The sequence below is a fragment of the Gordonia sp. CPCC 205333 genome, from assembly GCF_048537885.1.
In the GTDB taxonomy this organism is placed as follows: Bacteria; Actinomycetota; Actinomycetes; order Mycobacteriales; family Mycobacteriaceae; genus Gordonia.
This window is the reverse complement of sequence record NZ_JBCLVI010000004.1, coordinates 140,453-155,795: the sequence shown is the minus strand read 5'-3', so window position 1 is coordinate 155,795 and position 15,343 is coordinate 140,453. Positions and strand designations below refer to the sequence as shown.

Annotated in this window: 11 protein-coding genes and 1 riboswitch; of the genes, 6 read left to right on the top strand and 5 right to left on the bottom strand. The window is 63.1% G+C overall.

Annotation, left to right across the window (positions count from 1 at the left end):
- Positions 1 to 88: 88 nt before the first annotated feature.
- Together AAFP29_RS15210 and AAFP29_RS15205 are read left to right on the top strand one after the other, a co-directional pair.
- Positions 89 to 1,246 carry a hypothetical protein gene (locus tag AAFP29_RS15210; RefSeq protein WP_419218237.1) on the top strand — a complete coding sequence of 386 codons (1,158 nt, stop codon included), beginning with the start codon at positions 89 to 91 and terminating at the stop codon, positions 1,244 to 1,246.
- An 11-nt stretch (positions 1,247 to 1,257) separates the two neighbouring features.
- Positions 1,258 to 1,725 carry a hypothetical protein gene (locus AAFP29_RS15205; protein WP_419218236.1) on the top strand — a complete coding sequence of 156 codons (468 nt, stop codon included), beginning with the start codon at positions 1,258 to 1,260 and terminating at the stop codon, positions 1,723 to 1,725.
- Between the two features lie 5 nt (positions 1,726 to 1,730).
- Here the strand turns inward: AAFP29_RS15205 and glpK are convergent, their stop codons facing one another.
- The gene (gene glpK, locus AAFP29_RS15200) at positions 1,731 to 3,215 is read right to left on the bottom strand and encodes a glycerol kinase GlpK (RefSeq protein ID WP_419218742.1); all 1,485 of its coding nucleotides are present in this window, start codon (positions 3,213 to 3,215) and stop codon (positions 1,731 to 1,733) included.
- Between the two features lie 136 nt (positions 3,216 to 3,351).
- Between glpK and glpD the strand changes: the two genes are divergently transcribed.
- From glpD to AAFP29_RS15185, 3 genes are read left to right on the top strand one after another with little or no spacing between them, the layout of a single operon-like run.
- Positions 3,352 to 5,094: a glycerol-3-phosphate dehydrogenase gene (gene glpD, locus AAFP29_RS15195; RefSeq protein ID WP_419218235.1), complete on the top strand. Its 1,743-nt coding sequence runs from the start codon at positions 3,352 to 3,354 to the stop codon at positions 5,092 to 5,094.
- Positions 5,091 to 5,876 (top strand): TSUP family transporter, encoded by a 786-nt coding sequence (locus AAFP29_RS15190; RefSeq protein ID WP_419218234.1) that lies wholly within the window; start codon positions 5,091 to 5,093, stop codon positions 5,874 to 5,876. Before glpD ends, AAFP29_RS15190 begins: the two co-directional genes overlap by 4 nt.
- A 55-nt stretch (positions 5,877 to 5,931) precedes the next feature.
- Positions 5,932 to 6,825, top strand: a complete 894-nt coding sequence (locus AAFP29_RS15185) for a hypothetical protein (RefSeq protein ID WP_419218233.1) — start codon at positions 5,932 to 5,934, stop codon at positions 6,823 to 6,825.
- Here AAFP29_RS15185 and AAFP29_RS15180 read toward each other — a convergent pair.
- Positions 6,759 to 8,252, bottom strand: coding sequence for a flavin-containing monooxygenase (locus AAFP29_RS15180; protein WP_419218232.1), 1,494 nt, complete (start codon positions 8,250 to 8,252; stop codon positions 6,759 to 6,761). The genes AAFP29_RS15185 and AAFP29_RS15180 overlap by 67 nt on opposite strands.
- A 170-nt stretch (positions 8,253 to 8,422) precedes the next feature.
- On the opposite strand from AAFP29_RS15180, the gene AAFP29_RS15175 reads away from it, so the two are divergent.
- Entirely contained in the window at positions 8,423 to 8,848 is a 426-nt protein-coding gene (locus tag AAFP29_RS15175) for a pyridoxamine 5'-phosphate oxidase family protein (RefSeq protein ID WP_419218741.1), read from the top strand.
- Positions 8,849 to 8,855: 7 nt separating this feature from the next.
- Here AAFP29_RS15175 and AAFP29_RS15170 read toward each other — a convergent pair whose 3' ends face one another.
- The 3 genes from AAFP29_RS15170 to AAFP29_RS15160 all read right to left on the bottom strand — a co-directional run bounded on the left by AAFP29_RS15170 (position 8,856) and on the right by AAFP29_RS15160 (position 14,678).
- On the bottom strand, positions 8,856 to 9,635 hold the full coding sequence (locus AAFP29_RS15170) for a DNA-formamidopyrimidine glycosylase family protein (RefSeq protein WP_419218231.1): 780 nt from the start codon (positions 9,633 to 9,635) through the stop codon (positions 8,856 to 8,858).
- Positions 9,622 to 14,241, bottom strand: a complete 4,620-nt coding sequence (locus tag AAFP29_RS15165) for an ATP-dependent helicase (protein ID WP_419218230.1) — start codon at positions 14,239 to 14,241, stop codon at positions 9,622 to 9,624. The genes AAFP29_RS15170 and AAFP29_RS15165 overlap by 14 nt, the downstream gene beginning before the upstream one ends.
- Positions 14,242 to 14,495: 254 nt before the next feature.
- Positions 14,496 to 14,678 (bottom strand): hypothetical protein, encoded by a 183-nt coding sequence (locus AAFP29_RS15160; RefSeq protein ID WP_419218229.1) that lies wholly within the window; start codon positions 14,676 to 14,678, stop codon positions 14,496 to 14,498.
- Between the two features lie 522 nt (positions 14,679 to 15,200).
- Positions 15,201 to 15,335, top strand: a riboswitch (cobalamin riboswitch).
- Positions 15,336 to 15,343 lie beyond the last annotated feature (8 nt).

The window sequence follows — 15,343 nt, the reverse complement described above, 5'->3', positions numbered from 1 at the left end:
GATCCTATGTTGGACGCACGCCGCCGGTAATCGGTTCCATTCAATTTCCGTGCTGGTCAACCATGCGATGTCGTCGTAACATCGCCGCATGGCGCCAGGGGGAGGGCGGACGGATTGGGATTCCCATTCCATTGCCGACATCATCGCGAAACTGCACACCATGGATTCGGAGCAGGCTGTGGCCGACGCCGCTGCGCTCAACGCGGCGGTGACGTCCGCACAGGCGGTCGTCACACGGCTCGGATCGGTATTCACATCGACGGAGTGGATCCTCCAGGGCAATGCCGCCACCGCCGGATACACCTCGGCACACGCGATTGCCGACGACATCGCCACCAGTGCGCATTCCGCGTCGTCGGCCATTTCGGCACTGTCCGAAGCGAGTAAGACGCTAACAGTGACTCGGACGACGGAATTCACTCTCGCCGCACTGCAAGCGCAAGCGGTCGCTGAGCCGCAGAACGCAGCTGCGATCAAGGCGTCAGTGACAACGACGATGAACTCGCATTACAGCGATCCGATGAGCGGCACAACCGTCCCGGCGACCAGGGGAGCCGGGGTCGCCCGGCGGGCAGGCACGACCGAACGAACAGCCACCGACACTCCGACGCCGAATACTCCAGGCAAATTCACACCCACCGACAACACCCCGTCGAACACCCCTGTCAATAGCGTGGCCCCAGCGACCAAGACTCCGACCGCCAACTCGGATCCGAGCACGTCCACCACGACGACAACCGTTGGTAACCAACAGGATTCGACGCAGAAGCAATCCAATGCGCCGACGTCGGCAAATGATGGCAAGCAGCGCAACATAAGAACATCAACGCCGGTCCGGATCGATCCGGTCGGGCAGAAGAGGGACAAGCCGCTCAACCTCACCGGTGGCGGGTCCCGGTCTCCGTCACGATCACCCGGCTCGCGCGCCGCGGCCCCGGCGCAGATGACTCCGCTACGGCGCGTTGGTATCTCATCGATCAGTCCGGGGGCCACGCCGATGAGGTCGCCCGGAAGTCAGTCACCGACCAATCGAGGCACCGCGCAACCGTACGCTCCCCACGCCGGACGCAGTCGCGGTGGCGAGGACGGCAAACACAAGGTCGCATCGTTTCTGAACACCGCGCGCAATGGAGAAGAGGTTGTCGGGTCGCTGCCTCTGGTGGGTCCGCCGGTCATCGGCGACTGGGCCGGTCCGCCGCTTGAGGAAGCGGAGCGCTCCGATCGCGATCGGAGCGCCGAAAAGTGATTGCTCCCAACATGGCTGGTGATCCCGCGATCCGCCACCGGATCGACACGGTGCCCGGACTTGCTGGGTTGGCCGACGGCATCGACACGTCCGACATCGCGCGCTGCCTCCTAATGGTGTCGATCGCGTGTGCTGATGTCACCGCGATTGGTGCCGAACCTGTTGTCGCGGAGGCGTTCAATCAATGGCGATGCGGCGCAGGGGTGTCCGAGCCGATGCGGACCGCCCTTGACGAGTTGGTTGCGAATGCCGACGTCCTGGCCGCCGACCGGCGCCACGACCAGGCAAACCGCGACGTCGCGTTTCGACGCGCACGCGCACTCACCTGTCTACATCTCGCTAGCGCGGCTAGCGTTGACCAGCCGTCGGCCGTATTGCGAGAAGTGTTGCGGGAGAGTGCGTATGAGGCATCGCATGTGCTGACCAGTGCTGGCGTCGTGGGAGTTCTCAAGCCGTTTGTGGCCAGCGAATCGCGCTAAGGCCCTCAGTTCAAATCAAAGCTGTGCTCGACCGCGCGATTCCACTGCGCGTACAGGTCGTCTCGCTTGGCGGCACTCATCTTGGGCAGCCACGTCTTATCCTGCGCCCAATTGTTGCGGATATCCGCCTCGCCGTCCCAGTAGCCTACCGCCAGCCCCGCGGCATAGGCGGCCCCGAGTGCGGTGGTCTCGTTGACAACCGGCCGGACCACCGGAACACCGAGAACATCGGCCTGGAATTGCATGAGCAGTTCGTTGACTACCATGCCGCCGTCTACTTTGAGCGTCGAGAGCGTTACCCCGGAATCGGCCTGCATCGCCTCGATAACTTCTCGAGTCTGAAATGCGCTGGCCTCCAAGGCTGCTCGCGCTAGGTGTCCTTTGTTCACGTAGCGCGTCAATCCGACGATGACGCCACGTGCGTCAGGTCGCCACCGCGGCGCGAACAGCCCCGAGAACGCGGGGACGAAATAGGCGCCGCCGTTGTCGTCGACACTGGCGGCCAGCGGCTCGATTTCGCTTGCCGCGGAGATCAATCCGAGATTGTCGCGTAGCCATTGAATGAGCGATCCGGTGACCGCGATCGAACCTTCGAGTGCATAGTGCGCGTCGGCATCGCCGATCTTGTAGCACAGGGTGGTCAGCAGACCATGATCACTGAATACCGGTGCGGTGCCGGTGTTGAGCAGCAGAAAATTGCCGGTGCCGTAAGTATTTTTTGCTTCGCCGGGGGATAGGCACGCCTGTCCGAACGTCGCCGCCTGCTGATCGCCGAGGATGCCGGCCAGCGGCACCCCTGCCGCCGGGCCACTCTTGCGTAATGGCCCGTAAACCTCTGAACTGCTGCGGATCTCGGGTAGCAGTGACATGGGGATGCCCATGTCGGCGCAGATTTCCCGGTCCCAGTCCAGCGTGGTCAAGTCCATCAGCATAGTTCGTGACGCGTTGGTGACATCGGTGATGTGCAGGCCGCCGTCTACTCCACCGGTCATATTCCATGCGCACCAGGAATCCATTGTGCCGAAACATAATTCACCGGCTTCAGCGCGAGCTCGTACACCGTCGACATTCTCCAGCAGCCACACGATCTTGGGCCCGGAAAAGTATGTCGACAACGGCAGCCCGGTTCGCTGCCGGTAGCGATCTACGTCGCCCGCGGCGAAGCGTTCGCAGAGTTCAGCGGTGCGCGTGTCCTGCCACACGATGGCGTTGTGCACCGGCTTGCCGGTGTTGCGATCCCAAATGAGCGTCGTCTCACGTTGGTTGGTGATGCCGCATGCCGCGAGGTCAGCTCCTTTGAGGTCGGCCGAAGCCAGCGCTGACGCCGCAACCCGCCGAGTGTTGACCCAGATCTCGGCGGCGTCATGCTCCACCCAACCGGGGCGCGGAAAGATCTGCTGATGTTCGATCTGCTCAGAACTCACGACGCGTCCGTCGTGATCGAAGATCATCGCGCGTGTCGATGTGGTGCCCTGATCAATCGCTGCCACGTACTTGCCGCTGGTGTTCGCCACGATGCTCATCCTCGCACGTGGCCGAAGTCTCACACGCCGACTCGGCACGGAAGTGAGCCACGCCGACGCGCGAGCGGTAGCGGGGAAGGGAAAACCCGGTAGGGTTTGGGCAATGGAGACCGACTTCAATCCCGATCGACCTGCGGATTTAGGCCCTGCGCAGCGTGTTGAAGCGTGGCGTCGACTTTCGTCGGAGCAGTTCGACATTCTCGTCGTCGGGGGCGGAATAGTCGGAGTGGGGGCGGCGCTCGACGCGGCAACCCGTGGTTTGCGGGTCGCGCTGGTGGAGGCCCGCGACATCGCATCGGGAACATCGAGCCGATCATCGAAGATGTTTCACGGCGGGCTGCGCTACCTCGAACAGCTAGAGTTCGGGCTCGTACGCGAGGCGTTGCACGAGCGCGAGCTGTCATTGACACTGCTCGCGCCACATTTGGTCAAGCCGCTGCCGTTCCTCTACCCCCTGACGCAACGCTTCTGGGAGCGGCCGTATGTGTCGGCCGGGCTGTTCCTATACGACCGGATGGGCGGAGCGAAATCTGTTCCCGGACAACGGCATGTGAGCAGATTGGGGGCTTTGCGGGTCGCACCGGCGCTCAAGCGCAACTCCCTGGTCGGCGGAATCCGGTACTACGACACGGTTGTCGACGACGCCCGCCACAGCCTCACCGTCGCCCGGACTGCGGCGCAGTACGGCGCGGTGATTCGCATATCGACCCAGGTTGTCGGGTTCTTGAAGGAGGCCGACCGTGTACTTGGCGCGAAGGTTCGCGACACCGAAACCGGTGAGACCACCGAGATTCGCGCACACTGTGTGATCAACGCGGCGGGTGTCTGGACCGACGAGGTGCAGGCATTGTCCAAGCAGCGCGGGCATTTCCGTGTCCGTGCCTCGAAGGGCGTGCATATCGTGGTCCCACGGGACCGGATAGTCAGCGAAACCGCCATTATTCTGCGAACCGCCAATTCGGTACTGTTCGTGATCCCGTGGGAGACACATTGGATTATCGGGACCACTGACACCGATTGGAATCTCGACCTGGCCCACCCCGCTGCCACCCGAGCCGACATCGACTACATTCTTGACCGCGTCAACGAGGTACTGGTGTCTCCGTTGACGCATAACGATATCGAAGGCGTGTACGCCGGACTACGACCGCTGCTGGCCGGCGAGGACGACGAGACGTCGAGTCTTTCCCGCGAGCATGCCGTGGCAGCCGTTGCGCCAGGACTGATTTCGATCGCGGGCGGAAAGTACACCACCTACCGGGTGATGGCCGCCGACGCGGTAGATGCCTGCAATGATTACATCCCGACCCGTGTCGCACCGTCGATCACCGAACGAGTACCGCTGCTCGGCGCGGATGGGTATTTCGCGTTGATCAACCAATGCGAACACCTCGGGCACCGTTTTGGTTTGCATCCCTACCGGATTCGACGGCTACTCAACAGGTACGGGTCGCTGGTCGACGATGTGCTCTACTACGCCGACGACGATCCCTCGTTGCTCAAACCGTTGGCCGCGGCGCCGCAGTACCTGCGAGTGGAAATCGTGTATGCCGCGCGCAATGAAGCCGCGTTGCATCTGGAAGATCTCCTCGCCCGCCGCACCCGGATCGCCATCGAATACAGCCACCGTGGCGTCGACTGCGCGAATGAGGTTGCCGAACTGGTGGCGCCGATACTCGGCTGGGACACCGAGCGGACAGCGTTCGAGGTGGCCAACTACATCGCGCGCGTTGAAGCGGAGATTGATTCGCAACGCCAGCCCGATGATTCGTCGGCCGACGCGCTGCGTGCGGCTGCCCCCGAGTCGCGTCGGGAAATCCTGGAGCCGGTGCCGGTACCCGAGTGAACGGATTGTCCGCCGACCCGGGTATGTGGGTGCTGCTGTTGGGTGGTGCGCTGACCGCGGGGTGGATCGACGCTGTGGTCGGCGGCGGGGGACTGGTACTGATTCCGTTGCTGCTCATCGTATTTCCAGAGTTGGCGCCCGCCAAGGCGCTCGCCTCGAACAAGCTGGCGGCGATCTGGGGGACCGGCACCGCCGCCGTAATGTTCGTGCGACGCAATGGAATCGACGCGCGACTGGCCGCTACAGGGTTTGGACTCGGCGCGCTCGGTGCTGCGATTGGGGCATCGTTGGCGTCCGCGATCAGTGCGGATCTGTTGCGTCCGGTTGTCATCGTATTGATGATCGCGGTTGGCCTTTTTATCTGTGCGAAGCCGACTTTCGGCCGCAGCGACGGTGCCTCTGAGCGACGCCCGGACCGCAAACACTTGTTGACCGCGATCGGACTGTTCTGCGTAATCGGGTTCTATGACGGCATCTTCGGTCCCGGGACGGGAATGTTCTTGATTCTGTCGCTGTCCGGAGCCTTGTCAGCGGATTTTCTGACCAGCGCAACGATGGCGAAGGTGGTAAACACTGGCACCAACCTCGGCGCGTTGACAGTCTTCGCCGTGCAGGGAAATGTGTTGTGGCTATTGGGTGTGACACTCGCGGTCGCAAATGTGACGGGGTCGGTGATCGGCTCGAAGATGACGCTGCGAGCGGGTAGCGGATTTGTGCGATACGCACTGCTCACGGTCGTAGTGGTGATGAGCGTGAAGCTGTTGATCGACCAATTCAGCTGAGTTCGCTCAGGATTCGGCCAGAGTTCTCCCAGACTCGGTGCCTATTGTCGAACAAGTGACCGTGACCCGCGCTGTGCCGCACACTCGTGCGACGACCCGCACCGTGCTGGTCGCGGTCGCCTTTGTGACCGTCGCGGCGGGAGTCTTCACCGCCGCGGTGTGGACTTCGCCAGGGCAAGCGGTGGACCAGTGGTTCTACAACGTCTGCCGGGGGTTAGCGCCGACCGGGGATATCCCGGTATTCGCGCGCTATAGCGTGATTTCCAGTCCACTCATATGGGGCGGCGTAGCGATGGCCGCGATACTGCTGGCGTCAATGAGGTGGTTCAGCGGTACCTGGTCGGTTCGGCGCGCAATCGTATCCATTGGCTCTCTGTTGGTATTCATGCCGGTCATGGCCTATGGCGCGGGATTTCTCCGGGACCATGTGTTATTGCGTCCGCATCTGCACGACTGGATCACTCAGGTATCGAATTCGGCACCGAGCGGTCATGCCGCCGCTGCCGCGGCCTTCGTGGTCGTACTGGTACGTGCCGCACAACCGCTGCTACGACTGCCGCTCGCGGTTGCCGGAGGCACCTGGGCCGCGGTGGCCGACTTCGGGCTGGTTGCCGATGGCTGGCATCGGCCGAGTGACGTGATCATTTCGACCCTGCTCGTCGTGGGAGTCGGAGCGCTGCTGCCCGATCCTTGGCGTGGGCATGAGGCACGGTCAGCCGGCTGGCTCGCGTGGCCCGCGGGTGCCGTGATCGTCGTCGGCACATTGGTATTCGCGACGTCGTACTACCCGGCGCCCGCACAGTTGATCACCGCGACCACGATAGCGGTGGTCATCGCCGCCGCACTGATCGTCGCTGACCTCGTCGGCCGTACCCCAGGCGGTCAGGCTCGCCCGAACACCATCGAATCGGTCACATCGTCGAACCGGTGGTCGATCGCGTCCCGGTAGTAGTTATGACGCACCCGCCAATTGCCCTTGGTACCGGCTTTCGGCAGCGCGTCCGGTGCGCGTTGAACATAACCGGCCTGCAGATCCCATAGCGGAGTGGACGGCATCGACACCGAGCCGAGATGCGGGTAGGCGTGGGTATAACCCTCAGAACGCATGTAGCGCAATAGCTTTGCCACCGCCCGCGCCGTCATATCGGCGCGCAAAGTCCACGAGGCGTTGGTGTAGCCGACTGACCAGGCGAAGTTGGGGACGTCTTCTAGGAGGTGACTCTTGAACATGAAGCGGTCGTTCGGCTTGATCTCCGCGCCATCCAGCGCGACCCGAATCCCGCCGAAGGCCTGTAACTGGAGGCCGGTCGCCGTGATGATCAGGTCGGCGTCGAGATGGCGACCCGAGGTCAGGGTGATGCCCGCCGAGTCGAAATGATCGATGTGGTCGGTGACCATTTCGACTCGGCCGGAACTGATTTCGGCGAACAGGTCGCCGTCGGGAACCATGCACATCCGTTGATCCCACGGGTTGTACGCGGGGGAGAAGTGCACGTCGACCGGATAGTCCTTGGGTAACGCCCGAGCGACGCCCGCGGTTAGGACCTTGCGCCCGACCTTGGGGAATCGGTGCAGGGCATGGACTAGCGCCGCGGTCTGCGCGGCATACCGCGTTCGGATCACTTGGTGGGCGGTGTTGGCGGGCAACAGTTTTCGGATGATCGGGTTTAGTCGCTGTCGTTGCGACATTGATGCGATATAGGACGGTGAGCGCTGCAACATGGTCACGTGGCCCGCTGTTCGTGCCAATGCGGGGATCATGCTGACGGCGGTGGCGCCACTACCGATGACCACCACGCGCTGCCCCGAATAGTCCAGGCCGGCCGGCCAATGCTGAGGATGAACCACTGTGCCGACGTAATCGTCGATGCCGGCGAATCGTGGGCGGTACGGCTCGTCATAGTTGTAATAGCCGGTGGCGAAGTACACGAAGCGACATCGGCGGGTAGTTTTCCGCGCCGAAACTTTGGCGTCGGTAATTGTTGACGTAATCGTCCACATGTCCGACTCCGAGTCCCAATCGACGGTGTGTACCTGTTCGCCGAAGCTGATATGCGAAGAAATCCCTTCGCGGTCGGCGGTGTCTTCGACGTAACGGCGGATGTCGGCGCCTTGAGCCAGCGCTTCAGGACGACGCCAGGGTTCGAAGGGGAAACTGAGCGTGAAAATATCGCTGTCGGAACGGATGCCGGGATAGGTGAACAGGTCCCAGGTTCCGCCGACCCGCGATCGTCGTTCGATGATGCGATAGCGCAGATTCGGATTCTCCTCGCGCAGGCGATATGCGGCGTCGATGCCTGACAGTCCCGCGCCGATGATCACAACATCAAGGATGTCTGCGTCGGACTGTGTGCCGTGGGTGCTCGGTTCGCTCACCGGTGGATGCCTCCTTGCATTGGCCCTGCTGACCACCGTAGTTCGCGAGACTCGCGACGTGTTGGGAATGCCCGCTGTCGGTCGCGCCGAGGGACTTTCGGCCCTATGGCCGGGGACCAAGCGTGCGTAGCGTCAGTGGTGTCATCAAGTTTCGATTCCTGGAGGACGACATGGTTGACGGCAACGTGGTCGAGGCTGTGACAACTGACGAAGCATGGACGCTGCTGTCGTCGCGAGAACTGGGGCGGGTCGCGATGAGCGTTGGTGGACAACCCGACATCTACCCGGTGAACTATTTCGCCGATGCCGGACGGATACTGTTCCGAACCGCAGCCGGGACGAAACTGTCGGAAATCGCGGTGAATCGCCGACTGGCTTTCGAAGCGGATGCCACCGACGACGACGGCGGCTGGAGTGTAATCGCGAAAGGTGACGCGCGGATCCTCGTCTCGACTAGAGACATTGCAGCCGCTGACGAGCTTCCGTTGCGTAGTTGGGTACCGACCCTGAAATACGATTACGTGGAGATCGCGGTTGACGAGATCAGCGCTCGACGGTTCGTGTTCGGCCCGGAGCCGGAGCGTTATCCGACGTGATGGGCGTCTAGGTCTGGCATCGGGGACAGAAGTACACCACGCGCTCCATCCCATTCTCGCCCAACGTATCCCGCGTAATCGGTGTCCCGCATCGACGGCACGGCTGGGCGCGACGCCCGTACACCCACAGTTGCTGACCGCGTCGGGTGTTACCCGTGGTAACCCGCTCAACTCGATTTCGGTTGGCGTAGAGGAGCTTTCGGCTCAGGTCAACCAGCGGCGAGATCTCCACTTCGCTGACCGGCCGGGTCGGCAACACTCCCCGGAGGAAGCAGATTTCGCTGCGGTACACATTCCCGACGCCGGCCATCAACCGCTGATCGAGCAGAGCGCTGCCGATCAGGGCGTCCGGCCGCGCGGCGATCAGGGTAACCGCCTGCGCCGCATCCCAATCGGGGCCGAGCAGGTCAGGGCCCAAATAGCTGAGCGCCGTGTCGGCATCGGTGAGCAGTTCCAGTACCGGCAGCTCGAATCCCACGCATTGACTTACGTTGGTATCCAAAACGATCCTCGCTTTGAACCCCGGTCGACGCCAGCGCGCGCCGACACCGTAGACGTCCCATGCGCCATCCATCCCAAGATGCGAGTGAATAGAAACAATTCCGTGCTCGCCGTCGACGTCGATCAGTAGATGCTTGCCGCGCGAACGCACCCCGCTGACGGATCGCCCCGACAGATCGACGGTTGCCAGTGCCGGCACTCGAAAGTCGGTGCGCGTGAACACCTGGCCGACGAGCGCGTTACGCAGTCGACCGGCGGCTCGATAGACGGTGTCACCTTCGGGCACCGGAATACCTCAAACGCAGCCCCTTCGGTGTGGTCGCGAAACCCGCACTGACGAAAATCTTCGACAACTCGGTCGATAGTGCGGGGCGACCATCGATGTGATCGATGTTGAGCTTGTCGAGGCGGCTCGCCGCGACGCTGTCCACGAGACCGCCTGCTGCTGCGGTCAGAGTGTCGTCATCGGCGGAGAAGCTGAGAATCGTCTTGCCGCCGCGTTCCACGAATAGGGTCAGCGCACCGTCGACGAGAACCACCAACGCGCCGGCCTTACGTCCGGGGCGGTGGCCTGCGGCGGGATCGTCGGCGTCACCCCGACTGGGCCAATCCAGTGCTGCTCCATAGGGATTCGCGGGATCGGTGGCAGCGAGTACCACGGTGCTGTAGCGATGAGCGCGAGTCACCTCGACATGTTCGCGCAGCGCGTCTACGGTCGCCGGGGTAGCGAATTGCGCACCGCCAAGCCCGTCGACGAAATAGCCCCGGCGTACCTTGCCGCTGTCTTCAAAGATGTTGAGGGCCTTGTATACCCGAGCGAATCCGCCCACGACTCCAGAGACGGCGACCGCTCCTTTGGTGACAACACCGTACCGATCCAGAAGCTGTTCACAGAGGACCTGTGTCGCGAGAGTCGTATCGATTTCCTGTCGTGGCAAGAGCGACCAGCGCCCTCCCATCGTCGGTGGCGTCGAAGCCACCGAGGTCGCCGATCCCGCCAGATAACTCGACGACAGGCGTGCCGCGCGAAGCCGGGGAGGGCGGCGTGAGCGATGGCTCGGTGTCGGTGCGGAGGTACGGGCTGGGCGGGCACGCAACCGCTCGCGGACCGGTGTGAAGGAGTCGTTGGAGATCTGTCCCGACCACACCAGCGACCACACGGCATCTTCGACATCGCCGACGGTCCCGGCATCGGCGGCCAATTGTGGAAAGCGAACCGCACCAGCAACATTGAGGGTGTTAAGGACGTGCGCGGCGGCAACGGTGAGATCTATGTCGTCGGGCGGTCCGAGAGTCACCGGCAGAACGTCGGCTGGGTGAAATGCCACGAATCCATCCGCGCCGCCGATTGCGCCGTGGCCGGTCCACACCACCTCGCCCGCACTCAGCAGTTCATCGAGCATCGATGGCAGGTAGTCGCTGATCCGGCTGGGCAGTACGAGCGACTCCCACGCTGACGCGGGCAGTGCCACCCCAGCGAGTTGATCGATGACGGTCGCGACTCCGTCGATGCCTCGCAACGGTGAACTGATGTGCTGCCAGGTGAGACCGAAGCGTACCAGCGTGTCCGGCGGTGCCGGCGCGACCTCGGCACGGCTCGCGGCGAGTGATCCGCGTCGGATCTGGGCCAGGACGTCGGCGTGGCACCACTGCGGCGACGGTAAGTCCCGCACGAATTCGCCTTCGACCACCCGCCGTTGGCCCGCCAGGCGGGTGAGAGTGTCGATCACTACCGCGACGCCCAGCCCGAGCGAATTGGCCGCGGCGTCGGCGGTGAACGGTCCGCGAGTGCGCGCGTAGCGGCCGACGAGGTCACCGAGAGGGTCCGCCACCGCTTCGGTGTATGCGGACGGAATGCCCAGGGGTGCGGGGATTCCCAGGCCGTCGCGTAAGCGTGCGGTGTCGTCGATCGACGCCCACACCGCGCGGCGGGCATGGTTGACCATGATCAGTTGGCCGTCGGTATGGAGTTGGGCGAGCACGTTCGCGACCGGCACGTCGCCCTGATAGCGCTCGTCCACCTGCTCGGTGGTCAGCGGGCCGAGCCAACGCAACAGGTCAACCACGTCCTCGGCGTCGCGCGCCCGACGTTGCGGGGTGAGTCGTTGCAAGCGTGCCTCGACGTCGGCGATGACCGCCGGGTCCAGGAGTTCTCGAAGGTCGAGCCGGCCGAGGAGCTGGGCCAATAGCGCGGTGTCGAGTGACAGGGCGGCCGCCCGCCGTTCGGCGAGCGGTGCGTCGTCGGCGTACATGAACGCGCCGACGTAGCCGAATAGCATGGCGGCGGCGAAGGGTGAGGCACTTGGGGTTTCAACCTCGACGAGTCGTACTTGCCGCTTTCCGATTCGCCGCAGCAGGTCGGTGAGTGCCGGAAGGTCGTAGACATCCTGCAGACATTCGCGCACCGTCTCCAAAATGATCGGGAAGTCGGGGAATCTCGACGCCACCGCCAGCAGTTGCGCACTGCGCTGTCGCTGTTGCCAGAGCGGTGCCCGACGCCCAGGGTCGCGGCGCGGTAGAAGTAGTGCGCGCGAGGCACATTCGCGAAAGCGAGACGCGAATAGTGCTGAGTTGGCGAGAGCATCGGTCACCAACTGCTCGATGTCGTCGGCGTCGATCGTGAAGACCGATGCGCCAGGCGGGTCGTCGTCGGTGTCGGGGAGTCGCACGATGATGCCGTCGTCGGAGGCAGTTGTCGCACCGTCGAGGCCCAGTTCTTGTTGTAGGCGAGCGGAGATGGCACTGGCCCACGGCGCGTGCACACGCAAGCCATACGGGGAATGCAGGATTACCCGCCAATCGCCGAGCTCGTCGCGGAATCGTTCGACGACGAGCGTGCGGTCGGTGGGTACCTGTCCGGTGGCAGCAGCCTGTTCGGTGACGAGGGAGGCTAGGTTATTGCGGGCGAATTCAGTGAGACCGAGTGTATTCGCATGAGTGTCAAGATTTTTCGGCTCGACGAGGGTGCCGGTGAACTTTCCGATGGCAGCGCCGAGTTCAGCTGGCCTGCCCACGGTGTCACCGATCCAGAATGGGAGTCGGCCCGGTTGGCCGGGGGCAGGGGAGACCAACACGCGGTCGTGGGTGATGTCCTCGATCCGCCAGCTGGACGCGCCGAGCGCGAAGACGTCTCCAACGCGTGATTCGTAGACCATCTCCTCATCGAGCTCGCCGACGCGCGCGGATCGGGTTGAGCTGCCGCCATCGTGATCCCCGCCGACCATAAAGACACCGAAGAGGCCCCGGTCGGGAATGGTGCCCCCGGAGGTGACCGCGAGACGTTGAGCGCCGCGCCGGCCAGTCAGGGTATTGGCGGCGCGGTCCCAGGTCACCCGCGGTCGCAATTCGGCGAATTCATCCGATGGGAACCGTCCGGAGATCAGGTCGAGGGTGGCTTCGTAGATCGCACGACCGAGATTTCGGTATGGGGCACAGCGCTTTACGGTGTCATACCAGTCTTCGACGTCGAGCTCGTCGAGTGATGCCGCCGCAATCGTTTGTTGCGCAAGCACATCGAGCGGATTTTGCGGGATGGTCAGTTCTTCGATGAGGCCGTTACGCATCCGGTCCACCGCGACGGTCGCGTGGATGAGGTCGGTTCGATGCTTGGGATATAGTGTGCCGCGGCTGATTTCGCCGACCTGGTGGCCGGCTCGACCGATTCTCTGCAAACCGCTGGCCACTGACGGCGGCGTCTCGACCTGAATGACCAGATCCACCGCACCCATGTCGATGCCTAGTTCGAGCGAGCTGGTGGCCACGACGCAGCGCAGTCGGCCAGCCTTGAGGTCATCCTCGATGAGGGCGCGCTGTTCTTTGCTGACCGACCCGTGGTGGGCACGGGCGAGGACCGCCGCCGCGCCGGCGGAACTGCCACTACCCATCACGTAGGCGGGGGAGCCACCGGGAACCTGTGCATTGGTTGGCTTCTCCGCTGGAGCGAGGCCGCTCCGTTCGGCATGAATCTCGTTGAGTCGCGCGGTGAGCCGTTCGGCGAGGCGTCGCGAATTCGCGAATACGATGGTCGACCGATTGGCCTCGATCTCGTCCACGATCGACTCTTCGACATAGGGCCACAACGATCCCGCGGTGGGCGACATCGCTTCGTCGAGGTCGGCGTCGTCGCGTTGCGGAATATTTGCCATGTCGGGGACGGGTACGTCGACGCGAAGGTCGAAGGTCTTCGATGCCGGTGGTTTGACGACTGTGCACGGGCGCGCGCCGGACAGGAAGTCGGCGACTACCTGCGGCGGCCGCACTGTTGCGGAAAGGCCGATTCGCTGCGCTGGCGCGTCGAGGAGGCAGTCGAGACGTTCGAGCGAAAGGGCAAGGTGGGTGCCGCGTTTGGTCCCGGCGACCGCATGTACTTCGTCGACAATGATGGTGTCCACCGCGGTCAATGATTCTCGCGCCGACGACGTGAGCATCAGGAATAGTGACTCCGGCGTGGTGATGAGGATGTCGGGTGGTGAAGTGACGAGTTTGCGGCGATCAGCGGCCGGTGTGTCACCTGAGCGCAGCCCGACCGTGATGTCGGGCGGCGGAAGTTCGAGCTCCGCACAGGCGCGGGCGATTCCGGCCAATGGGGCACGCAGGTTGCGCTCAACGTCGACGGCGAGCGCTTTGAGCGGGGAGATATAAAGGACCCGGGTTTTGCGTTTGGCGGTCGTCGGGGGCGTCGATGACAGCCGGTCGAGAGCCCAGAGGAAAGCCGAGAGGGTTTTGCCCGAGCCGGTTGGTGCGATGACCAGGGTGTTGTCGCCATTGGCGATGGCATTCCACGCGCCGGTCTGTGCCTTGGTCGGCGCGTCGAACGCACCGGTGAACCACCGACGGGTTGCCGGTGAGAATCGGTTCAGGACGGGGTGCGGCACGAGTCCATCTTTCCTCATTGGTCTGACAACCGAAGTTGGCGCGGACGATATGCCCCGAGAGCGGCGCAGGCGTCTATATGCCGTCTTACTTCGAAAGGGGACATATCTTCGGCGGCTACGGAACCAAGTCGACGAGCCGGACGTCTAACCCGCTTATGGAGCGCAGTGGAGTTTTCACCATCCAGGAGCTGCGGGACCTGGGCCACACTGAGCGCAGTATCCGCAACGAGGTCAATGTCGGGAACATGACTGCCGAACGTCTCGGTTGGTATTCATGTCCGGCCGCCGATACCGATGTGGTGGGCCGCGAAGGTCAAATCGATCTCACGGCCGCCATGGGTGACGATCTGCCAAGGATACGGCCGACCGATTCCCACGCTCACCGCCGTCGATTCGATTCCGCACGCATTGAACTGCGCTGCGCGCTGTGTGAGCAACGAGTATTGGATTGCCATGTGCGACAGCGTCTTACACAACACCAGCTGGACCGTCCCGGATCTACAGGCGCAGATGGGGACGGTGCCACAGAAACTCATCGCATTGATGCGGAGGTGCGATGCGGCAGCTGAATCCGGCAGTGAGTCACTCGCGCGAATACGTCTGAAGCGAGCGGGTTACAAAGTTCACGTACAGCCGAGAATTTCACGCGGGCGAAAACGTGGCGATCTTCGAATCGGACGCTTGCTGTTGGAGATCGACAGCGAAGGCTCGCACGCTGGGGACGCGCGTCGCCGCGATATTCGCCGCGACCGCAAAACGCTCGGCAAGGGGTGGATCACGATGCGGATCGACTATCGAGAGGTGCTGGAGTGCTGGATGATGTGCTGGCCGACATCGCCGAAGTGACGATGGCGCAGAAACATCGGATCCGTACGCGCAGTCAGCATCCGCTTCCGATTGACTGAACTGCCACGCGGATAAGTCCCGAGAATGACATGGGACGTCCATATGCCGTCTGACTTCGTGACGGGACATATCTCCGCAGCTGCATCCGTTGTAGAGTCATCACAGCCAGTCGACGCGGGGAACCCGGTGAGAATCCGAGACGGTCGCGCCACTGTGAGCAAGCGAATGCTGCGAGTCAGACACCTGCACTGGCTATGAGTCACAACTGAATCGG

Bases quoted from the DNA above. Each gene is read 5' to 3' on its own strand.
- AAFP29_RS15175 (WP_419218741.1), top strand. From the start codon at position 8,423: ATGGTTGACGGCAACGTGGTCGAGGCTGTGACAACTGACGAAGCATGG.
- AAFP29_RS15160 (WP_419218229.1), bottom strand. From the start codon at position 14,678: ATGGCAATCCAATACTCGTTGCTCACACAGCGCGCAGCGCAGTTCAAT.
- AAFP29_RS15165 (WP_419218230.1), bottom strand. From the start codon at position 14,241: ATGAGGAAAGATGGACTCGTGCCGCACCCCGTCCTGAACCGATTCTCA.
- glpD (WP_419218235.1), top strand. From the start codon at position 3,352: ATGGAGACCGACTTCAATCCCGATCGACCTGCGGATTTAGGCCCTGCG.
- AAFP29_RS15210 (WP_419218237.1), top strand. From the start codon at position 89: ATGGCGCCAGGGGGAGGGCGGACGGATTGGGATTCCCATTCCATTGCC.
- AAFP29_RS15205 (WP_419218236.1), top strand. From the start codon at position 1,258: ATGGCTGGTGATCCCGCGATCCGCCACCGGATCGACACGGTGCCCGGA.